13 protein-coding genes and 1 pseudogene are annotated in these 22,461 nt (G+C 69.4%); 8 read left to right on the top strand and 6 right to left on the bottom strand.

What is annotated here, in order from left to right:
• The first annotated feature begins 13 nt into the window (after positions 1-13).
• Positions 14-895, top strand: a complete 882-nt coding sequence (locus ACXZ1E_RS03645; protein ID WP_458042075.1) for a PHP domain-containing protein — start codon at positions 14-16, stop codon at positions 893-895.
• A gap of 166 nt (positions 896-1,061) precedes the next feature.
• Here the strand turns inward: ACXZ1E_RS03645 and ACXZ1E_RS03640 are convergent, their stop codons facing one another.
• Positions 1,062-1,493, bottom strand: coding sequence for an SHOCT domain-containing protein (locus ACXZ1E_RS03640; protein WP_458042074.1), 432 nt, complete (start codon positions 1,491-1,493; stop codon positions 1,062-1,064).
• 104 nt (positions 1,494-1,597) lie between these two features.
• Entirely contained in the window at positions 1,598-3,097 is a 1,500-nt protein-coding gene (locus tag ACXZ1E_RS03635) for a DEAD/DEAH box helicase (protein WP_458042073.1), read from the bottom strand.
• Positions 3,098-3,307: 210 nt separating this feature from the next.
• Here ACXZ1E_RS03635 and ACXZ1E_RS03630 point away from each other — a divergent pair, with 210 nt between their 5' ends.
• Complete coding sequence (locus ACXZ1E_RS03630; protein ID WP_458042072.1) at positions 3,308-4,024, top strand: ferritin-like fold-containing protein; 717 nt, start codon at positions 3,308-3,310, stop codon at positions 4,022-4,024.
• A 17-nt stretch (positions 4,025-4,041) separates the two neighbouring features.
• Here the strand turns inward: ACXZ1E_RS03630 and ACXZ1E_RS03625 are convergent, their stop codons facing one another.
• Positions 4,042-4,332 carry a hypothetical protein gene (locus tag ACXZ1E_RS03625; RefSeq protein WP_458042071.1) on the bottom strand — a complete coding sequence of 97 codons (291 nt, stop codon included), beginning with the start codon at positions 4,330-4,332 and terminating at the stop codon, positions 4,042-4,044.
• Between the two features lies 1 nt (position 4,333).
• Entirely contained in the window at positions 4,334-4,558 is a 225-nt protein-coding gene (locus ACXZ1E_RS03620; RefSeq protein ID WP_036299639.1) for a DUF3107 domain-containing protein, read from the bottom strand.
• 169 nt (positions 4,559-4,727) lie between these two features.
• Here ACXZ1E_RS03620 and ACXZ1E_RS03615 point away from each other — a divergent pair, with 169 nt between their 5' ends.
• Both ACXZ1E_RS03615 and ACXZ1E_RS03610 read left to right on the top strand, forming a co-directional pair.
• Positions 4,728-8,063 carry a PD-(D/E)XK nuclease family protein gene (locus ACXZ1E_RS03615; RefSeq protein WP_458042070.1) on the top strand — a complete coding sequence of 1,112 codons (3,336 nt, stop codon included), beginning with the start codon at positions 4,728-4,730 and terminating at the stop codon, positions 8,061-8,063.
• Positions 8,024-11,419, top strand: a pseudogene (locus tag ACXZ1E_RS03610) (UvrD-helicase domain-containing protein); the annotation flags it as partial. The gene ACXZ1E_RS03615 and the pseudogene ACXZ1E_RS03610, both read left to right, overlap by 40 nt.
• A 44-nt stretch (positions 11,420-11,463) precedes the next feature.
• On the opposite strand, the gene ACXZ1E_RS03605 reads toward ACXZ1E_RS03610, so the two are convergent.
• Positions 11,464-12,870, bottom strand: coding sequence for a phosphotransferase (locus ACXZ1E_RS03605; RefSeq protein WP_458352035.1), 1,407 nt, complete (start codon positions 12,868-12,870; stop codon positions 11,464-11,466).
• A 63-nt stretch (positions 12,871-12,933) separates the two neighbouring features.
• Between ACXZ1E_RS03605 and nudC the strand changes: the two genes are divergently transcribed.
• Together nudC and ACXZ1E_RS03595 are read left to right on the top strand one after the other, a co-directional pair.
• The gene (gene nudC / locus ACXZ1E_RS03600; protein WP_458042069.1) at positions 12,934-13,842 is read left to right on the top strand and encodes an NAD(+) diphosphatase; all 909 of its coding nucleotides are present in this window, start codon (positions 12,934-12,936) and stop codon (positions 13,840-13,842) included.
• Complete coding sequence (locus ACXZ1E_RS03595; protein ID WP_458042068.1) at positions 13,839-15,698, top strand: ATP-dependent helicase; 1,860 nt, start codon at positions 13,839-13,841, stop codon at positions 15,696-15,698. The genes nudC and ACXZ1E_RS03595 overlap by 4 nt, the downstream gene beginning before the upstream one ends.
• 796 nt (positions 15,699-16,494) lie before the next feature.
• On the opposite strand, the gene ACXZ1E_RS03590 is transcribed toward ACXZ1E_RS03595, so the two are convergent.
• Entirely contained in the window at positions 16,495-17,922 is a 1,428-nt protein-coding gene (locus ACXZ1E_RS03590; RefSeq protein ID WP_458352034.1) for a zinc-dependent metalloprotease, read from the bottom strand.
• A 152-nt stretch (positions 17,923-18,074) separates the two neighbouring features.
• On the opposite strand from ACXZ1E_RS03590, the gene ACXZ1E_RS03585 reads away from it, so the two are divergent.
• Together ACXZ1E_RS03585 and ACXZ1E_RS03580 are read left to right on the top strand one after the other, a co-directional pair.
• Positions 18,075-19,193, top strand: a complete 1,119-nt coding sequence (locus tag ACXZ1E_RS03585) for a YlbL family protein (RefSeq protein ID WP_458042067.1) — start codon at positions 18,075-18,077, stop codon at positions 19,191-19,193.
• A 123-nt stretch (positions 19,194-19,316) separates the two neighbouring features.
• Positions 19,317-22,247 (top strand): UPF0182 family membrane protein, encoded by a 2,931-nt coding sequence (locus ACXZ1E_RS03580; RefSeq protein ID WP_458042066.1) that lies wholly within the window; start codon positions 19,317-19,319, stop codon positions 22,245-22,247.
• Positions 22,248-22,461 lie beyond the last annotated feature (214 nt).

Here is a 22,461-nt window from a genome sequence, read left to right as displayed (position 1 = left end):
GTACGCTCATGGGGTGAGCGGGCAGTGGCGAGTCGAGCGGCGATTCGAGGGGCCGAGCGACCTGCACCTCCACTCGCTGAGATCCGACGGCACCGAACCTCCCGAGACCGTCGTGCGCGCGGCGCACCGGTACGGACTCCGCACGATCGCGCTGACCGACCACGACACGACCGCCGGCTGGGCCGAGGCCGCCGAGGCCACCGCGTCGCTCGGCATGACCCTCTTGCCGGGCATGGAGTTGAGCGCCAAGCACGGGTGGCGAAGCGTCCACCTCCTCGCGTACCTCTTCGACCCCGATAACGCGGCTCTGCGGGCCGAGATGGAACGCGTTCGTACAGACCGGATGGGTCGGGCCGAGCGGATCGTCCGCAACATCGCGCGCGACTACGACCTGTCGTGGGCGGACGTCGTCGCCCAGACATCCGACGGCGCGACCGTGGGCCGCCCGCACATCGCCGATGCGCTGGTCGCGCGCGGGCTGGCCATCGATCGGTCCGCGGCGTTCGAGGGCATCCTGCATCCGCGCGAGGGGTATTACGAGGGACACTACGCCCCCGATCCGCTCACCGCCGTGCGCCTGGTCGTTGCCGCCGGGGGTGTGCCGATCGTCGCGCATCCGACTCCCGCCGGGCGGGGACGGATGATGCCGGTTCCGTATCTCGAAGAACTCATCGACGCGGGGTTGGCCGGGTTCGAACTCGATCATCGCGAGAACACGCCGGAGGGTGTCGCCGTGCTGCGTGAGATCGTCGCGCGGCGTGACCTGATCGTCACCGGCTCAAGCGACTATCACGGCCTCGGCAAGCCGAACCTGCCGGGCGAGAACACGACCTCGGACGACATGGTCGAGCGCATCATCGCGCTCGGCACCGGTGTCGCGCCCGTCTACCCCTGAGAGTCCCGCTCGCCTGGCACAAATCGGGGTTCGCGGACGGCGGGCGGCCCGATTTCTGCCGGGGGAGCGGTGCGAGGGCCGAATGTCGGGGGCGAAACGCCTCGCGGCCCCCACCCCGGGAGAGGGGTGAGGGCCGCGAGGGTCGTGTCAGGTGCTGGTCAGGCGATCAGGAGAGCGCCTTGGTCTTGATCTGGTCGTACTCGGCCTGCGTGATCGTGCCGGCGTCGAGGAGCGACTTGGCCTTGGCGATCTCGTCGGCCGGGCTCGTTCCGGCGGCGTGCTTGATGTAGTCCTGCTGCGCGCGGTGGATGGCTTCCGCCTGCGCCGCGCCTCGCTCACTCATCCCCTTGCCGCGGGCAATGAGGTACACGAGCGCGCCGATCCAGGTGAAGACGAGGAGGAAGACGATCCACAGGGCCTTCCACCAGCCGCTGAGCTTGTGGTCGCGGAACAGGTCACTGATGATCGAGAACAGCACCATCAGGTAGGCGAAGAAGATGAAGATAGCCAGGAACCACCAGATGATGTCCCAGAAGGAGCCCCAGAAACCCTGGTACTCGTAGCCGGACGTGGTGACGGCTTCGGTGAAGATGCGCACGGGTGTGCCTTTCAATCGGATGATCGGCGCCTGAGGGCGCCACCGCTCAAGATAGCGGTTGGCGCCGTCCCGCGGGGCTCAATCTGATCCAGACGCGCCGGTGTTTACGCGGTGGGGGCGCTGGGTGCGCCAGAGGAGCCACCCGAGCGACGACGCCGACGACGGCGCGACGGTGCGGGGCGTCCATCGTGGTGCTCGCTGCCACCGCCATCGTGCGTTCCGCCCCCCTCGGTGCGGGGGGCATCGGATGCGGCGACAGCGCTCTCGGTCGGCGCGGTGGTGGCGGCCGAGGTCGTTCGTTCTGCGCCATCACCGGAGCGCGAACGCGAACGTGAACGGCGGGGGCGATCACCGGACGGCGCCGAGCCCGAACGCTCACGCGCGGGCTCCTGCGTCTTGACGGTCTGCGTGCGCGGCGCCGTGGTCAGACGACCCTTCGTGCCGGCCGGGATGTCGAGGTCGGTGAACAGGTGCGGGCTCGACGAGTACGTCTCGGTCGGCTCGGGCTGACCGAACTCCAGCGCCCGGTTGATGAGCGCCCACTTGTGCAGATCGTCCCAGTCGACGAACGTCACGGCGATGCCGGTCTTGCCCGCGCGACCGGTACGGCCGGCGCGGTGGAGGTAGGTCTTCTCGTCATCGGGGATGGTGTGGTTGATGACGTGCGTGACGTCGTCGACGTCGATGCCGCGCGCGGCGACGTCGGTGGCGATCAAGACATCCTTCTTGCCCGCCTTGAACGCCGCCATCGAACGCTCGCGCGCTTCCTGGCTCATGTCGCCGTGCACGGAGGCGGTGTTGAAGCCGCGATCGCCGAGCTCGTCCGACAGGCGCTGCGCGGCGCGCTTGGTGCGCGTGAAGATCACGGTCTTGCCGCGGCCATCCGACTGCAGGATGCGGGCGATGACCTCGTCCTTGTCGAGCGAGTGAGCGCGGTAGACGAGGTGCTTGATGTTGGCCTGCGTGAGGCCCTCATCGGGGTCCGTCGCGCGGATGTGGATGGGGTTCGTCATGAAGCGACGCGCCAGGGCCACGATCGGGCCGGGCATCGTCGCCGAGAAGAGCTGCGTGTGACGGATCTGCGAGACCTTCGTGATGATCTTCTCGATGTCGGGCAGGAAGCCGAGGTCGAGCATCTTGTCGGCCTCGTCCAGCACGACCTCGGTCGCGTTCGAGAGGTTGAGCAGGCGCTGGTTGTTGAGGTCGATCAGGCGTCCGGGGGTGCCGACGACGATCTGAGCGCCGGCCTTCAACTGGTCGATCTGACCCTCGTACGCCTTGCCGCCGTAGATCGCCACGACGCTCGTCGAGCGGTTCGAGGTGAGCATGTCCATGTCCTCGTAGACCTGGACGGCCAGTTCGCGGGTCGGGACGACGATGAGGGCCTTGACGCCCGGGGAGGGGTCGAGTCCCAGGCGCTGGACGACGGGGATGCCGAAGCCGAAGGTCTTTCCGGTGCCCGTCTTGGCCTGCCCGATGATGTCCTGACCGGGGAGCCCGAGGGGGATCGTCTGCTCCTGGATGGGAAAGGCATCCACGATGCCCTTCTTCGCGAGGGCTTCGACGATGTCTTGATCGACACCGAGTTCGGCGAAGGTCGTCACAATATGAGCCTGTCCGGCAGTGAGATGCTGCCTGGGTGCTTGCCCCAGTGGGGCAGAAGGGATACCACGCCCTTCACTCAGCCACAGGCGCGGGGTCCCGATCCGACGCCGGGACGACGCCCAGCCTACCCGAGGGCCCGCGACGCGCCTCTTCCGCCACTCCCGGCGCTTGCCCGGGCGCCCGTGCGCCCCCGCGGCTAGGCTGATCCCGTGTTCAATTGGTTGCGCCGTCGGCGCACGCCGCGTCGCGTGCTGACCCTCCGGTCCCGGGGTGAGTCCTCCGGCACGACCCGGGTCGATTTCTCCGAACTCGCACCGGATGTGCAGACCTTCCTGGGCCAGGCGGCCTATTTGCAGCTGGGATATTTCGAGACGCTCACGCAGCTGATCACCTCGACGCCGGAGTTGGCGCAGAAAGAGGCGCTGTCGCGCGCGGCCGGTGCGGCGCTCACGAAGCACCAGGCGATCGTCTCGCTCATCCGCGATCGGAATGAAGACCCCACGACCGTGATGCTGCCCTTCCGTGAGCAGCTCGATGCGTTTCGTCGCGTCACGAGCGGCGATCGTGCGATGGAGACGCTGCTGAGCGTGCACCTGACCGCAGGGCTCCTCGACGATTTCTACCACGCGCTCGCCTCGACCTACGGGGATACCGGGCGACGAGTATCCGTCATCCTCGAAGCCGACGATGATCGTGGCGCGATCGTCGAGATCATCGGAGCGACGATCGCGAGCGATGAGGAATGGCGTTCGCTGCTGTCGATGTGGGGGCGGCGCCTGGTCGGAGACACCCTGCTCGTCGCGCGGGCGGCGCTGACGACATCCGTCGGTCTCGATCGTGCCGCCGAAGAGAAGGTCGAGCCGGTGTTCACCGAACTCATGGCCGCGCACTCGCGACGGATGGATGCGGTCGGCCTCAACGCTTGAGCGCGGCCGCGGGCCTCTCAGACGAGCTTGAGACGGATGCGCTCGCGCTCATCGCGCGCGACGCGGGCGCGCGAGACCACCACGAGCACGATCCCGGTCACGGCGGCCGGGATGAGGATCGACGCGACCCACAGCCAGGGGTTGCTCTCGGCCAGGCCGAGCCAGGTGAGGCTCGTATAGATCACGGCAGCGATTGCCGCGTCCAGCAGAGGAGCGAGCGCAACGCCGCGTGCCGGACGCAACGGGAGGGCGAGGTGCAGTGCCAACCCGATCGCAACGGCCGCGACCAGCGCGAGGACGATCAGCATGTCAGCCGACGAAACCGATGCGGCGTGCCTCTTCGGTGCCGAGCTCGACGTACGCGAGGGAGGCCGTGGGAACGATGTAGGAATTGCCCTTGGAGTCGGCGAAAGATACGTGCGAAGCGGATGCGTCGAGTGCCTTCGCGACGGATGCGCGGACGGTCTCGGCGGATTCCGACGTCTCGAAGTTCAGCTCACGGCCGGTGTTGGCGATGCCGATGCGAATCTCCACGGGTGACTGCCTCTCTGCTCTTCGGGCGCGACGCCCGTCTGCTCTGAAACTCTACGACACGGGTGGGACGGGGCCGCCCGGCTGGGTCACGCTGAGGGCGAACGCCCGCCTTCGTGCCGCGCGCGGCGGTCGGGCGGTCGGTGTCGGGAGCCCGCGTTAGCGTGGGGGGATGAGCATGCATGGTGGCGGGGTGGGCGACCTCGACGAGGCGCAGACCGCCGTCATGATGTTGCCGCCGGATGCCTCGGGCGTCGTCATCGGGGCGCCCGGCACCGGCAAGACCGAGGCGCTGATCGCGCGTGTGGCGCGGCTGCTCACCTCAGCGAGCGTGGGTGTCGACGAGGTTCTCGTCCTCACACCCACCCGCCAGACCGCCACCGCGCTGCGCGACCGGCTCGCGCTCGTGGGGGGCATGGCAACCCCGGGGCCCCTCGCCCGGTCGATGGCTTCTTTCGCGTTCCAGCTCGTGCGTGCCGTGTCGGTGCAGGGCGGTGGTGAACCCCCGCGTCTGCTCACCGCGCCGGATCAGGACCGCATCATCGCCGAGCTGCTCGCGGGGGATGAACGGGATGCCGAGCGCGGCATCTCGCGATGGCCCGCGTCCCTCGGTCCGGCGGTGCGGGCATCGCGCACGTTCCGTGCCGAACTCCGTGCGCTCCTCGCCGAGTGCACGGAGCGCAGCATCGGTCCCGCCGAGCTGGCGGCGGCGGGACGTCGGCTCGGGCGCGAGGCGTGGGTGGGTGCGGCGGAGTTCTTGACCGATTACCGATTCACGGTGGGCGCGATGCGCTCCGATCACCGCGATCCGGCCGAACTGTTGCGTGAGGCAGCGGCGATCCTCGCGACGGCGCCCCCGGGTGCGGCGGGAGAGGCGCTGCTCGGCCCCCCGGCACGACTGCGTGCCGTACTCGTCGACGATGCTCAAGAGCTCACGCGCGGGGGGATTTCGATGCTTCGGGGCCTACGGGCACGTGGCGTCGCGGTACTGGCCTTCGGCGACCCGGACATCGGGTCCGGTTCGTTTCGCGGCGCCTCGCCCGAGTTGTTCGCGCGGCTCTGCGACGCCCTCGGCACGCTGCACGTGTTGGACGATCAGCACCGGTCGACCCCGACGCTGACACGGATTGCGCGCGAGGTGACGTCCGCGATCGGGGCGTCCGGACGCATCGAACATCGTCGGGCGCCGGGGCCCGAACTCCCGCCGGATGCCCGCGTGCGGACGATCATCGCGCCTTCGCCGCACGAAGAGATCGATCGCATCGCGCGGGTGTTGCGGGAGTGGCACATCGTCGAAGAGGTCCCGTGGTCGGCGCTCGCGGTGGTGGCCCATGACACCCGGCAGGTCGGGGAGCTCGAGGCCGAACTGGCCGCGCGAGAGGTGCCGACCCGTTCGTCCAGCCTGCCGCGGCCGCTCGGCAGCGAGGGTGTCGTGCGCGATCTCGTGCAGCTCGTGCGGCTCGGCATGAGTGCTCCCGAAACGCGGGATTCTGAAGCGCTGGCAGCGGCTTTGCTCTCCCCCTTCGGGGGGCTCGACGCGGTCGGACTCCGGCGACTTCGCGCGCGTCTGCGACATGCGGAACTCGCCGACGGCGGCACCCGCCCGGCCCGCGAGCTGCTACACGAGGCCATGGCGAACCCCCTCGATCTTGTCCTGCTCGACACGCCCGAGGCCCGAGCGGCCGAGCGCCTGGCCACGACGCTGCGCGTGCTGCATGACGACGCCCAGCGCGGCGCGACGGTGCACGATCTGCTGTGGGTCGCGTGGGATCGTGCGCGGGATGGCGGGGGGCGCCCGCTTGCTCGTGTGTGGCACGAACTCGCCGCGACACCTGGCACGCTGTCGGCCGAAAGCGGCCACGCGCTCGACGCGCTGGTCGCGCTGTTCGATGCCGCGAAGCGTTTTGTCGAGACATCCCCGAATGAGGCCCCCGAGGCGTTCCTCCGTCGCATGGTCGACAGCGAGGTGCCCGAAGACATGCTGACGTCGCCGGATGTCGCCGAGACGGTTTCCTTGCTCACGCCGGCGGCGGCGCTGGGCACGCAGTTCGAGGGGATCGTCATCGCGGGCGTTCAAGACGGCGTGTGGCCGAACGTGCGCCTGCGCGGTGGTTTGCTCGACACCTGGCGGCTGGGCGATGTGGCGGGAATGGCGGATGCCGGGGGAGCGGATGCTACGGACGGCTCCCCGGGGCCCGGGGCGACGGACACGCTCGATCGGCGCCGTGCGGTGCTCCACGACGAGCTGCGGCTGCTCGTCCGCGCCGTGTCTCGAGCGCGCACCCGCCTCGCGGTGACAGCAGTCGACGACGATGATCGTGGCCCGAGCCCGCTGTTGAGCTTCTTCCCCGAACCCGACGACGTGGACGATGCGTCCGGTGCCGCGGATCATCCGCTGACTCTTCGCGGACTCGTGGCCCAGCATCGGCGTGCGCTCACAACGCCCGTCGCGCCCGCCCCGGTGCGCGCGCACGCGACCGGTCAACTCGTCGTACTCGCCCGCGCGGGCGTGCCCGGGGCGGCGCCGCACCAGTGGTACGGGATGGCCGAAGCATCCTCGACCGGCCCTCTGCGCGATCCGAACCGTTCGCCGGTGCACGTCTCGCCGTCGAAGCTCGACGCGTTCGACGCATGCGGGCTGGACTGGGCGATCCGCGCCCTCGGCGGGGACACACGTTCGTGGTCGGCGGGGGTCGGAACGATCCTGCACGCGGCCATGGAAGAGGTGCCGAGCGGCGACCGCGATGCCCTGCAGGCCGTCGTCGACGGGCGCTGGGGTGAACTCGACTTCGAGGCGCCGTGGATGTCCCGCAAGGAGCACGCGTGGGCGGGTCTGCTCGTGGACCGACTGCACGCGTACCTCGAGCGCTTCCACCGCGAAGAGGGTCGTGCCATCGGTGCCGAGGCGCGTTTCCGCCTCGCGATCGACATGGACTCCGCGGCGAGCGCCGCAGAGGGTGGGGAGGTGGCGCCGGATGTCTGGGCCATCCGTGACGGCGATCCTCATCCCGACGCGGAACCGAACATCCCGGAGGGCCGCAGGCTGGCGCTGCTCAGCGGCTCGGTCGACCGTATCGAGGTCTATCCGCCCGCCCGCGGCGAATCCCTCGACGTCGCGGAAGGGGGCGGTTCGGAGCGGGTTGTCGTCGTCGACCTCAAGACGGGGCGCTCGGAAGACAAGGTCACCGACGAGAAGGTCGCCGAAGATGCCCAGCTCGCGGCCTACCAACTCGCTCTGCTCGAGGGGTTGCTGCCCGGCGCCGATCCGACGGCCAACGCGGGCGCCCGCCTGCTCGTCCTCTCGAAGACCCTGAAGAACACGCACTACCGCCTCGCGCGTCAAGCCCCCATGGATGCCGCGCGTCGGACGTCGTTCCTGCGCACCATCATCGACGTGGCCGAGGGGATGTCCTCCGAGCGGTTCGATGCGAACCTCGACACACATTGCACAACGGATCGCTTCGCCGTGTGCCGCATCCACACGATCAAGGCGGTGTCGGCCTCGTGAGTGCGATCGTGTCGGCTGACCCGGCATCCTCCTCCGCGCGAAGCACCGAATGGCCGGGCCGGCTGGGCCTCTCGGCCCCGGTTCTTTCGGCGACCCTCGGCCTGCCCGACCCGACGCCCGATCAGCGCGCCGTGATCGAGGCGCCGCCGAGCCCCGCGCTCGTCGTGGCCGGTGCGGGCAGCGGCAAGACCGAGACGATGTCGGGCCGGGTCGTCTGGCTCGTCGCGAATGGCCACGTGCGGCGCGACGAGGTGCTCGGGCTGACGTTCACCCGCAAGGCGGCCGGCGAGTTGGCCGAGCGGATCGAGCAGCGGCTGGCGGGCATCGACGAGTTCGGTCGGCGCGGGCTGCTGCCGCACCTCGAGGCCCTCGCCGCGGACGGAACCCTCGCGGCGTTCTGGGCGAGGGCGGGCGCACTGTCGCCTCGCGCGCGACGCGCCGAGCTGATCGCATTCGTCGACGACCTCGCCGAGTCGCTCGGGGCGGTGCCGCCGGAGCAGGATGTGGCGGGCGAGGCCCTGTTGTCGCGGCCCCGCGTGTCGACCTACAACGCGTTCGCCGACGCGATCGTGCGCGAGCACGGGCCGCGGATCGGGCGCGACCCGGACGCTGCGCTCATGAGTCAGTCCGGCTCGTGGCTGCTCGCACGGCGGGTCGTGGTTGCATCCGAGGACGAGCGACTCTCCGAGCGCGGTGAGGCCTTCGCGAGTGTCGTCGATGCCGTGCACCGCCTTGCCGGTGAGCTGCTCGACAACCGCGCCGACGCCGAGAGCGTGGCTCGTTTCGGCGAAGAATGGGCGACGGCGCTCGAACCTGTGACGAACCCGGCGCTCGCCAATCCCGGAGACATCGAGAAGTTCCACGCCGCGATGAGCGGGCTACCCGTTCTCGTGGGCCTCGTGAACGACTACGCCACGCGCAAGCGCGCGGAGGACACCCTGGACTTCGCCGATCAGGTCGCCGGCGCGCTCGAGATCATCGAGCGCGCGCCCGAGGTTGCCGACCAGCTTCGCGAGCAGTACCGCGTCGTGCTGCTCGACGAATATCAGGACACCTCCGTCATCCAGACCCGGCTGCTCGCCGAGGTCTTCCGCGACTCCGCCGTCATGGCCGTCGGTGACCCCAATCAGTCGATTTACGGATGGCGCGGCGCGTCCGCGGACAATCTCGGCGCCTTCCCGGGGGCCTTCGCGCACGGCACCGCCTGCGGGCGATTCAGCCTGATGGTCAGCTGGCGAAATGACCTCAACATCCTGACCGCCGCAAACCGGCTCGTGGCGGGAGCGGAGCATCGTGGGGTGCCGGTCGGCGCTTTGGATGCGCGACCCGGTGCCGCGGAGGGACGGGTCGAGTGTCGATTCGAGAAGACGATCGACGACGAAGCGGATGCGGTCGCGCGCTGGTTTGTCGAGGCACGCGCGCGGCATGAGCTCGTACAGGCGGACTCGGCCAGTCCCCGCGCTCACTCCGGCGCCGTGCTGTTCCGGACCAAGCGCCACATGAATGCGTTCGCCGAGGCGTTGGCGCGGCATGACGTGCCGCATCGCATCCTCGGGCTCGGCGGGCTCCTGACGACCCCCGAAGTCGTCGATGTCGTCGCCGCACTCCGGGTCGTCCATGATCCCTCGCAGGGATCGTCGCTGATCCGTTTGCTGTCGGGCCCCCGCTTCGCGATCGGCGTGGCCGACCTCGCCGCGCTGCACGCCCTGGCGGATGTGCTCGCGAGACGCGACGGTGCGCTCGTGCCGCTCCCGGCCGAACTGGCGGCACGAGTACGCGGATCGGCCGGCGCCGACGAACAACCATCGCTCGTCGATGCGCTCGAGTTCGTCCGCACGGTGCGCGACGACTACCGCCTCCTCGCCGACATCACGCCCTCGGGGCGCGCTCGCCTGCGCGAGGCGGGCGAGATGCTCGGGCGGTTGCGGCGAGCCGTGGCCCAGCCGATCCCCGATCTGATCCGCACGATCGAGCTCGAGCTGCGCCTCGATATCGAGCTGGCGGCGAACGAGACGCGCGGGCCCGCCCGCGTCGCCTCGGCGCAGCTCCGTGCTTTTCTCGATGAGGTGCGCGCGTTCCTGACGGCCGATGAGCGCGGCTCGATCAGCAGTCTGCTCGCCTGGCTCGATCACGCGGAAGAGACCGATGAGCTCATGCCGCGTCCGGAGCCTCCCCAGCCGGGGGTCGTGCAGCTGCTGACCGTGCACGGCTCGAAGGGCCTGGAGTGGGACGCGGTGGCCGTCGTCCGTCTCGTGCAGGACGAGCTGCCCAAGGCCCCACGCTCGGTTGCCGGATGGCTCGGCTTCGGCGTCCTGCCCTCTGCGTTCCGCGGCGACCGGGATGCGCTGCCCGTGCTGGACTGGCGCCCGGGCGCAGATCCCGACCGATCCGCATTGCGGAAGGCCATCGCCGCCTATCGCGACGGGGTGCGCGATCACCAGAAGGCCGAGGAGCGGCGCCTGGCTTATGTCGCCGTCACGCGGGCCCGCTCGGACCTGCTGCTGACGGGCTCGCAGTGGGGTGGGCAGAGCAAACCGCGCAACGTTAGTCCGTACCTCGCCGAGATGGTGGAAGCGCTCGGGATGCCGCCGATCGAGGGCGCGGACCCGGGCGATAACCCGTACGACGAACGGGGTGGACAGGTGCTTTCGTGGCCGCTCGACCCGCTGGGTGCGCGGGGTCCCATCGTCCGCGCTGCCGCCGCGAGCGTCGACAACGCGGCAACGCGTGCCGACCCCGAACCGGATGAGCTGCTCGCGCGTCTGCTCGCCGAGCGCGACCTGCGTGCCCAGGGGCCGAGCCATGCGGCACCGACGCGCATCCCCGCATCCCGCTTCAAGGATTTCGTCACGGATTACTCGGAAACCGTTGCCGCCATCGCGCGTCCGATGCCCGAGCGGCCCTACCGGCAGACACGCCTCGGCACCCTGTTCCACTCGTGGGTCGAGCATCGGTCGGGGCGGAGTGGCGCGGGTGCGTCAACCGACGATGCGCTCTGGGAGCGCGATGACGATCCGACCGAATCCGAGGCATCCGCCGAAGACGCCGCTGACCTCGAGCGACTTCGTGTGAACTTCGAGCGGTCGGAGTGGGGGCCGCTGCAGCCGCTCGAGGTCGAAACCGAGATCGACTTCGCCCTGGCCGAGTCCGATGGCCCCGGCCGCGTCGTGATCTGCAAGCTCGATGCCGTCTACCGGCGCGACGATCGCGAGGGCCGCATCGAGATCGTGGACTGGAAGACGGGGCGTCCGCCGCGGACGGCCGCGGAGCGCGAGGAGCGGATGCTGCAGCTCGCCCTCTATCGAGTGGCCTATCACAAGGCCCGCGGCGTCCCCCTGGGCCAGATCGACGTCGCGCTGTATTACGTGGCCGACGATCTCATCCTGCGGGGAGACCGGCTCTACTCCGAGGCCGACCTCGCCCAGCGCTGGAAGGCGGCGCGCGAGGCCCGTGCTGCCTCGATCTCCTCATCCGGATCCGAGGGGTCCGCATCGGATCCGTCCCGTGCCGTCGGGCCTGCAGCGTCCGGCGACCCGGTGTCGCCTGCGGATGCAGCGCCGGGCGCGACGCCCGAGGACTGACGAAGTTCGCTCCAGCTGCTCACGTCGATCGGTGCGGTCTCCCTGTCGGTAACCGGGACAGCGGATGGTTCGCCCAGCGAAGACGACCGTTCCGCGCGCTCGCCATCGGCCGAAGACGCGTCGCGATCGCCCGGCTCGTGCTCGCGGGCCGCCGCGACGAACAGCGAAACCATCTCGGGGTCGTACGCGTCGGTCTGCATGGCGGTGCTGCCGTCGTCCGCCGCGCTCGCCTTCGTCACGGGAGTGTCTGCGAGGACGGCTATTGCGTCGTCCACCCCGACAACGGCGACCGGATCGAGCCGCGTGGCGGCATCGCCCAGTCCGTCGACGAGTGCGTCCAGCAGCACGACCGCGTCCTCCACGACGTCGTCACGGCGCTGTTCGTGGCCGTGCAGCAGCCACTTCGCGAACTCCAGTTCGGCATACAGCCGAGCGCGGGTGCGCAAGTCTGGATCGGGCGAACGGTGTGCCGAAGAGACGTATGCGGCGTAGACATCGTCGGAGGCATCCGGTGCGGCGGCCAGCCACTGCAGATCGACCGCCGGATCGCCGACGCTGAAACGGCTCCAGCCCAGCACGCCCGAAACGGTCGGAACGCCGTCTCGGTCTTCGTAGCGGAAGGACGATGCAACCGCGTCACCGAGAACAACGCACGGGTCGAATCGCCAGAGCGCCTCGTCCTCGGCCGCGCGGCGCCACCGTGTGGCGAGGGCGACGGGCAGCCGGCGCGTGGACGCGGCCCGTTCGACGAGAGCGACGACCGACTCGCGCACCTCGTCAGCGGTCTTGACGGGAAGTCCCTCGGCCCGAACAACCGATGCGGGCAGCGCGTGCAGGGCCGCGAGGGCGATGCCGATCGAGGTCGCCGCCCCCGGTCCGGCGGGCAGGTCGCCCGCCTCGACGCGATAGCCGGGGACGAGGTCGGTGAGGAGGGCCCGACCCTCGGCGAGCGCGACCTCGCCGAGCGGACGCGGCGCCGCGAAGGGCAGCAGGGCTCGGGCGCCCGGGGTCAGGGCGCGCAGGGCCAACGCCTCGGTGGCGAGGTCGCTGGCGGCGGATGAATCCACCGGTGCGCGCACGACGACGTGCGATCCGTCATCCAGTCCGACGACGGCGCTGTCGTAGCGTCCACCCTCGCCTGTGGAGAGGGCAGCCGTCGAGACGATCGCGGCCTCGGGCAGGGCTGCGCTCACCGACGCGGCTAAAGTGAGGGGGGAGCCAGTCATGCCCCCAGGGTAGGTCTGTCCTCGCACGCACTACCCGCGCCACGCCCGCGAAAGAGGTCTTCCATGACGGTCCCGGGCCTGCCCAGGGTGATCACGCCCCCGGTCTCGGCGATCGACCGCTCGGCGATCGACCGCGACCTTGCCGACGGTCTCGCTGTTCTTGCGGCCGAGCCCGGTTCCCGCGTGTTGCTGCTGCGGCGGGGTCGCGCTCCGCTCGACGAGTCCGGTGTGATCGTGCTCGTTCCCGCGTCGGCGCTGGGCGCGGACGCCATCGTGGCGTTCCTCGGCCGCGATGCCAGGGGCCCCGTTCTGCTGGCGCTGCTCGAGGAAGAGGACGATGCACCGGTCGATCCCGCGGGTGGGTGGGCGGAGTTGCGCGAGGTGGGCGGCGCGCTCGGCTTCGAGGACGCCGCTTTCTTCGTCGAGGCGCTGTCGCTCGCTCGGTGGATCCGAGATGCCGCCTTCTGCCCCGCGTGCGGAACGCGTACCGAACTGCGAAATGCCGGATGGTCGAGGCACTGCCCGTCGTGCGGCCGCGAGCATTTCCCCCGCACCGACCCCGCCGTCATCGTCGCGGTCACGGATGGCACACGCTTGCTGCTCGGGTCGAACGCCGCCTGGCCGGAGGGGCGCTACTCGTGCTTCGCGGGTTTCGTCGAAGCGGGGGAGTCGGCCGAGGAGTCCCTGGTGCGTGAGATCGAGGAAGAGTCGGGCGTGCGTATCGCGGCGCTCGAATACGTCGGGTCCCAAGCCTGGCCGTACCCGCGTTCTCTGATGCTCGGGTACCTCGCCTCCACCGAGAACTCCGAGGCCGCGCGTCCTGACGGGTCGGAAATCGTGGATGTGCGGTGGTTCGAGCCCGACGAGATCGCCCGGGCGCTTGCCGGCGACGGCGATGTCACGCTGCCCGGACCGTCATCCATCTCCCGCGGACTCATCGAGCGCTGGCTCGAACGGGTCACGGAGCGATGACGGATGTCTCGGAGGGCGCCGAGCGTGCCCTGAACGACCTCGATGAGCATCAACGCGAGGCGGTGCTCGCCGTCCGCGGACCCGTCTGCGTGCTTGCGGGCGCGGGGTCCGGCAAGACGCGTGTGATCACGCACCGCATCGCCTACGGCGTCGATAGCGGGATGTATTCACCGCCGCGCGTGATGGCCGTGACCTTCACCACCCGCGCGGCCGGAGAGATGCGGGGGCGATTGCGGTCCCTCGGCATCGAGGGGGTCTCGGCGCGAACTTTCCACGCCGCCGCGCTCGCGCAGCTGAACTACTTCTGGCCGACGGTTGCGGGCGGGGAGTCCGCACCGCCGGTGCTGCCGAACAAGGTGCGCATGCTGTCGGATGCCGCGAGTCGCGTGCGTCTGACGCTCGACGGGGCGACGCTTCGCGACATGGCTTCCGAGATCGAATGGCGCAAGGTCACTCTCCGCACGATCGAGGACTATGCGCGCGCCGGCCGTCCGGGTCTCGGTCGCCTGAGCCCCGACGCGGTGGTCGGTCTACACGAGGCCTACGAAAAGCTCAAGGACGAGCGGCGCCAGCTCGACTTCGAAGACATCCTGCTCGCCTGCGCCGGCATGATCGAGTCCGAGCCGCGCGTGGCGCGTGCCGTCCGCGAGCAGTACCGCCACTTCACGGTGGATGAGTATCAGGATGTCTCTCCGCTCCAGGAGCGGCTGCTCTCCCTCTGGCTCGGCGACCGGGATGATCTCTGCGTGGTCGGCGACGCGAGCCAGACGATCTATTCGTTCGCCGGCGCCGACCCGCGCTTTCTGCTGGATTTCGAGCGTCACCACCCCGGTGCCCTGATGGTGCGCCTCGAGCGCAACTATCGTTCGGCACCGGCCGTTCTCGCGACGGCCAACGCGCTCATGCGCGGTCGTCCGGGCGCGCTCGAACTCGTGGCGGCGTCCGAACCCGCGCCAGACTTCACCTATGTCCCTGTTGACCCCTCGGAACGGGACACAAGTGAAGTCTCGCGCGTCGTGTCGGGAGGGGCGAGCGCGCAGGCCACGACCGCGATGCACCCCGACGACGACGCCGAGGCCGTGGCGGTCGCCCGCGACATCAAGCGACGACTCGACGCGGGCGAGACGGCCGAGGGCTTCGCCGTGCTCTATCGGGCTCATTCGCAGTCGGCGGCTCTGCAGCGCGCGCTAGCCGCCCAAGACATCGCCGCGAGCGTTCTGGGCGGCAAGCGGTTCTTCGAGCTGCCCGAGGTGCGCGACGCGGTCATGGTGCTCCGCGGCGAATCCGTCGCGGGCGGCTCGGGCGAACTCGTTCCGATCGTTCGCGATCTGCTGCGCTCTCGCGGGTACACCGAGACGCCGCCCCCGGCGGGCGGGGCGCTCCGTGACGCGTGGGAAGCGCGTGCGACTCTGCTGCGTCTGGCGGAGGATGCACCTCCGGGCACGACGCTGCGCGCTTTCACGGACGACCTCCAGGCCCGTGCGCGCGACCAGCACGATCCGGGGCTGCGCACCGTCACCCTGGCCACGATCCACGCGGCCAAGGGGCTCGAGTGGGATCACGTCCACGTGATCGGTTTGTCCGAGGGACTGTTGCCGATCTCGTACGCGCGCGGACTCGAGCAGATCGACGAGGAGCGCAGGTTGCTCTACGTCGCTCTCACGCGGGCACGGCGTTCTGTCTCGCTGTCGTGGTCCGCCGGGAACGGGAGAGCTGAGCGGGAGCCTTCGCGTTTCCTTCAGGAGCTCGGCACCCGCACTCATCGTGCGGCCGGTGCGCCTGCTGCCGCCGCTCGCCCGCCGCGTTCAGCGTCACCGAGCGCCCCTCCGCGGAACACGGGTCCGCGAGGGTCCTGACGAGGGCGGCAGCGCCCTCGTGAACGAGCTCGGGTGACGGCACGGGCGCACCAGCCGAGAGCAGCTGGAGCGCCAGCATGGGCCAGGCATCGTCCGCATCGCGGCGCTCGAGGTGTAGACACGTGAGACAGGCCGTCACGCCCGGCACGATCAGCGGCCCGATGACGATGCCGGCGCCGCCGACCACGACCGGAAGATGAACGCGGTCCGCGCGCAGGTGCGGCGCAGCACGCCGCGGATCGAGCACGTGCCGCGCGAGCATCACCACGACATCCGCCCCGGATGCCTCATCTCCGGTTCGATCGTGTTCGCCCGGATCGGCCTCTTCGATGACCGTCACCCGGTACGAGGATGTCTCGAGGGCCATGCGCATCGCGACGACGAGCGGGTCGCCCGAGCCGCCCCGTGGCGCCTCGAGCACAATCCCTCCGGGAGCACTCCGGCTTTCGAGATCGATCCGGAGGAGCGCCGAGCCCAGGCGTCCGAGAAAGGCGCGGACCTCGCGGGGATGAACGCGCTGCAGCTCCGCCCAGACCTCCACACCCGAATCGGGGAGCCCGCGCGTGAGCTCGAACAGGAGGCGCTCCTGCCACGGCGAGACATCCGTCAACCGTGACCGGGCATGTTCGCCGAGCTGCATCGTCGTCGCATCGCGCCAGAGCGGGGTGTGGGTCTGATCCAGACGGAGCATCACGGTCATCCCGCGATTGTGTCGTGTCCGGAGGTCGACGGCAGGGGATTCCACAGGTCGGGGCAGAGGCCCGGGCTCAGCCGCCCCTGTGGAGGACGGACGGTGTCAGCGCACCGGTCCGTCAGGCGCTCCGCCGCCGACCGCGGACTCGCCGTCCTCGTCCGAACCGGAGTCCCCGCCCGCGTCCTGATCCGCCCGCGGGTCGGACGACTCCTCGCCGGCGAGGATCCGGGCGATCGCGTCGTCGAGCTCATCGAGTTCCGTCTCGGGGGCGTCATCGCCGAGAGCGCGCCGGCGAAGGCTCTCGGTGATCCGCGACGGGTCGTCGATGTCCTCGGAACTGGGCATGAAGTCGGCGTAGTCCCACAGCGAATCGCGGGCTTCGACACCCACGGCCTCGGTGATCGCGCGCCACATGGCGGCCGCTTCGCGCAGACGTCGGGGCCGCAACTCCAGCCCGACGAGCGACGCGAGCGCCTGTTCGGCGGGCCCGCCCGCGGCGCGGCGTCGGCGGACGGTCTCGGCAATGGCCGCGGCCTTGGGCAAGCGCGCGGTCGCGTCCTCGGTGACGACGTCGACCCACCCCTCCACCGTCGCGAGGAGGCTCTCGAGGCGCGCGAGCGCCGCCCGTTGGGCCTCGGTGTGCTCGGGCAGCAGAGCGCCGCTTTCGAGCGCGGTGCGCAGCTCGTCCGGGCGGGAGGGGTCGAATCGGGACGCGAGGTCTTCGAGAGCATCGGTGTCGACATCGATCCCGCGCGCAAACTCGGTGACCTGCGAGAGCACATGCAGGCGCAACCACTTCGCGTGCCGGAAGAGGCGGGCGTGCGCGAGCTCGCGCACGGCGACCGCCAGAGCGAGCTGATCGTCCGCGATGTCGAGGTCGCGGCCGAAGTCGGCGAAGTTCTGCGGCAGGATGGCTGCTTCGCCGGCGGGCATCACGGGGATGCCCACGTCGCCGCCGCTGATTACCTCGGTCGAGAGCTGCCCGACGACCTGGCCGAGCTGGGTCGCGAAGAGCGATCCACCGAGCGAGCGCATGACCTTGCCCGCGCCCTGGAGGAGCGGCTGGAGCTCTTCCGGTGCGTGCTCTGCAAGCGTGCGGGTCAAGGCATCCGTGATGCTCGTCGCGACGGGTTCGGCGAACTCCTGCCAGACGGGCAGGGTCGCGCTCACCCATTCGGCGCGCGTGATGATGCGGGGGGTCTGTGCGAGTTCGGAGATGACGGTCGCTTCGCTCAGCCACAGATTCGCGAGCGTCAGCGCGCCGTCCAGATCGACGCGGTCACCGTCGGTCACGCTCAGCCCGCCGGTGCGAGCGAGCTGCAGGGCCTGCTGCTCCGCAACACCCCAAGGGATGCCCTCTCCGGCCGCCATCGCGCCGCGCAGTTGCTGCTGGACCATTGCCATCATGGCGGGGTCCAGCGGCATGCCGGTCAGCCGCTCGAACTGCGCCGGATCGATCTGTCCGCCGCCTCCGAGCATGCGCCGCAGAAGCTCTTCGAAGTCGTCCTCGGGGTTCTCGTCGCCAGGCACTTCAGCCGCCTCTCAGCGTCGTTCGGGTGGGTGGTTCTACGCTAGTCGCAGCCGACTGCGGCCCCGCCGGGGTTGAGCCGGCATCGCTTACGCCGTTCGCGAACGGCGCCCGAAGTCCCGTTCCGTCCTGCGGAGCGAAGAAAGGTCCCACCGTGGCGCTGTTCGACGAAGACGTCCGGGTCGTGCCCGCGCAGCGACCGCCCCTGCGGCGTTCCACAAGGATCGGCATCATCTCGCTCGCGATCGCCCTGGTATGCCTGGCGACGCTGACGTTCCTGCCCACGGGGTACGTGATCCAGCAGCCCGGCCCGGTCTACAACACGCTCGGTACGGCGACGGGCGCGGATGGCGCGGCCGTTCCGCTCATCGAGGTCGAAGGCGCGGAGACGTTCGAGACGACGGGCGCTCTGGACCTGACGACCGTCCAGGTCGTGGGCAACCGCGAGCGGACGCCCACGTGGCTCGAGCTCATGGGCGCCTGGTTCGACCGTTCTCGCGCGGTCGTGCCGCTCGACTCCGTATTCCCGGCGGGTCAGACCAGCGAACAGCGCTCCGAGCAGAACGCGCAGCTCATGGTCGACTCGCAGCACGAGGCCACGGTCGCGGCACTTCGCGAGCTGGGGTACCAGGTCGACTCGCGGGTGCGGATCCACTCGCTTCCCGAGGGGTCACCCGCGGAGGGTGTGCTCGAGCCGGACGACATCGTCCTCGCGGCGGAAGGGCAGGTCGTGAGTGACGTCACGGAGCTGCGAGACATCATCCAAGAGACGGAGGGCGCGCCCGTCGCGCTCACGATCGAGCGCGACGGTGCGCAGGCAACGGTCGACGTCACCCCCGTCTTCAACGAGAACGACTCGACCTACCAGGTGGGCGTGTCGACGATCGTCGACTACGACTTCCCGGTTGAGGTCACGATCCAGCTCGACAACGTGGGCGGCCCCAGCGCCGGCCTGATGTTCGCCCTCGGCATCATCGACACGATGACCGCGGGCGAACTCAACGGGGGACTGCAGATCGCGGGCACGGGCACCATCACCGCAGACGGCGTCGTCGGACCGATCGGTGGTATCCGACAGAAGCTCTACGGGGCGCGGGGTGCGGGGGCGGAGTTCTTCCTCGCACCGGAGGCGAACTGCGACGAGGTCGTGGGACACATTCCCTCGGGTCTACGTGTCTTCTCCGTCGCCGACCTGGACGACGCCATCACCGCGCTCGACGCCATCCGCGACGGCGGCGACCTCGACGCCGTTCCCGCCTGCGCGGCGCCGTAGGGCCATAAGAGCGGCGCCCGAGGGCGCGTCGAGAGCCGCCGTAACCGAAACGTGGCCGGTTACCCGGTGTTTTCCCGGGCGCCGGGCGGACGTCGCGGAAAACCGGGCGCCTAGACTGGTGGGGTGACCACGACTTCCCCGAAGCCAGCGGCCCCCAACACCACACGACGCGTTGTGACCATCTCCTTGGTCATCATCGCCGTACTGCTTGTCGGGTTCTTCATCTTCGCTTCCCTGTACGCAGACTTCATGTGGTACCAGCAGCTCGGGTTCGACTCGGTCCTGGTGACACAATGGCTCGCCCGCGCGACGATGTTCGTCATCGGATTCCTCGCGATGGCCGTTCCCGTCTGGCTGACGATTCAGCTCGCCTACCGGCTCCGACCGGTTTATGCGCGACTGTCGAGCCAGCTCGATCGCTACCAAGAGGTCGTCGAACCGCTCCGTCGCCTGGCGATGTGGGGGATCCCCGTCTTCTTCGGTTTCTTCGCGGGCTTCTCGACGTCCACGCAGTGGGAGACCGTGTGGCTGTGGGTCAACGGCGTCACGACCGAGACGACCGACCCGCAGTTCGGTCTGGACATCGGTTTCTATCTGTTCGCGATGCCCTTCTACAGCGCCGCGCTCGGGTTCATCTCCGCCGTTCTGCTGATTTGCCTAGGCCTCACGGGTGTCGTGTCCTACCTCTACGGCTCGGTCCGTGTCGGTCAGCGCGAAGGTGGGCGATGGGAGCTGCGGATCTCGAAGTCCGCGCGTATCCAGCTTGCGATCCTCGCCGGCCTGTACCTCGTCGTCCAGGCTGCGAGCCTGTGGCTCGACCGCTACAAGACGCTGAGCGAGACGGGTGACCTGATCACGGGACCCGGATACACCGGTGTCAACGCCGTCATCCCCGGCCAGGCGATCCTCGCCGGCATCGCCATCTTCGTCGCGCTGCTCTTCTTCGTCACGGCTGTCATCGGCCGCTGGCGCTTCCCGCTCATCGGTACCGCGCTCTTGATCGTCTCGGCGATCGTCGTGGGCGTCGGCTACCCGTGGATCGTCGATCGTTTCCAGGTCGCGCCGAATGAGTTCTCGCTCGAGGAGCAGTACATCGAGCGAAACCTCGAGATGACGAAGGTCGCTTACGGCATCGATGGTCTCGAAAAGACTGAGACGACCGCCGTGACGAATGCCGAGCCCGGCGCCCTTCGCGAGGATGCGCAGACCACCGCATCCATCCGCATCATGGACCCCGCGATCATCAGCCCGACGGTGCGCCAGCTCGAGCAGTTCCGGGCCTACTACCAGTTCACCGACCCGCTCGATGTCGACCGCTACGAGATCGACGGAGAGTCTCAGGACACCGTCGTGTCGGTCCGTGAACTCGACATGGAAGCTCTGGGCACCGCCGGTACGTGGCAGAACCGCACCGTCGTGTACACGCACGGCTACGGCCTCGTCGTCGCCGCGGGAAACCAGCGCACGAGCGATGGCAATCCCGTCTTCCTCGAACGCGGAATCCCGGCAACCGGCTTCCTCAGCGAAAGCGAGAACTTCCAGCCGCGCGTGTACTTCGGCGAGCAGTCGCCGGTCTACTCGATCGTGGGTGCGCCCGAGGGCTCAACCCCCGTGGAGCTCGACTACCCGCGCGGTTCGGAAGAGGGTCAGAGCGAGACGAAGACCACGTTCGAGGGTGACGGTGGCCCGAAGATCGGCACGTTGTTCGACAAGCTGATCTACGCGCTCAAGTTCCAGTCCACCGACATCCTGCTCTCGGACTACGTCAACGAGGACTCGCAGATCCTCTACGACCGCGACCCGAAGACCCGCGTGCAGAAGGCCGCTCCGTACCTCGACCTCGACAACGACCCGTACCCGAGCGTCGTCGACGGCCGGATCGTCTGGATCGTCGACGGATACACGACGGCGTCGACCTACCCGTACTCGCGGACCGTCAGCCTGTCGGATGCGATCGCCGACACGACGAACCTCAACCCGCGGTTCACGATCGACGACATCAACTACATCCGCAACTCGGTCAAGGCCACTGTCGATGCCTACGATGGCAGCGTCACGCTGTACGCGTGGGACCCCGAAGACCCGCTCATCCAGGCCTGGCAGAAGGTGTACCCGGCCACGATCAAGCCGATCAGCGAGATGTCCGCCGAACTGATCAGCCACGTGCGGTACCCGACCGATCTGTTCAAGGTGCAGCGCGCCACGCTCGGCCAGTACCACGTGAACGACGCCCAGTCGTTCTACCAGCGCGACAACGCGTGGTCCACGCCCACCGACCCGCAGGACTCGAGCTCGACCCGCTTGCAGCCGCCCTACTACCTGACGATGCAGATGCCGGGCCAGGACGAGCCGTCGTTCTCGATGTTCACGACGTTCATCCCGCCGGGAACGGGCACGGCTTCGCGAAACATCCTCACGGGTTACCTCGCGGTCGACGCTGACGCCGGATCCGAGAACGGTGTGAAGGCCGAAGGGTATGGTGCGCTGCGAATGCTCGTCGTGAGTGCCGACACGACGGTGCCCGGCCCCGGTCAGGTGCAGAACACGTTCGATGCCGACCCTGTGGTCTCGTCGCAGATCAACCTGCTGCGACAGGGCCAGTCCGAGGTGCTGAACGGAAACCTGCTGACGCTCCCCGTCGGTGGCGGGTTCTTGTACGTGCAGCCCGTCTTCGTTCAGTCATCCGGTGGAACGCAGCTGCCGACGCTGCAGAAGGTGCTGGTGGCCTTCGGCGACGAGATCGCCTTCGAGGACACGTTGAACGAGGCACTCGACACGCTCTTCGGTGGCGACTCGGGAGCGGATGCTGGTGACGGCACGGTCGAGCCCGACCCGGATGCGACGCCCGGTGACCCGAGCGCGCCACCGACGGACCCGTCCGACGGTGGCGGCACGAGCGTCGACGTTCAGGAGCAGGCGCTACTGAACGACGCCCGCCAGGCGATGCTCGAGCGCGACACCGCGCTGCAGGCCGGCGACTGGGCCGCGTTCGGTGAGGCCGACGCCCGTCTGACGGACGCCATAGACCGCCTGCTCGAGCTGACCGCCGAGTAATCCACGTCGCACACGAGACGGTGTCACCCCTCCGGGTGGCACCGTCTTGTGCTGTGGGCGCGTTTCATCTCCGCGCTCCGCGCTCCGCGCCTCGCTCAACGCCCGCGCCCGGTCGTTGAGCCTGTCGAAACGACCCGTTCCCCTGGCAGTAGATGTCAGCTCTCGCGTCGTGGAGCCGCATTTAGTGCCAGGGGAGCGGTCCGGCTGGGCCGCA

The organism is Pacificispira sp. HM-600, from assembly GCF_977993705.1.
The sequence above is the reverse complement of the archived record's forward strand: the minus strand, read 5'-3'. Positions and strand labels throughout refer to the sequence as shown.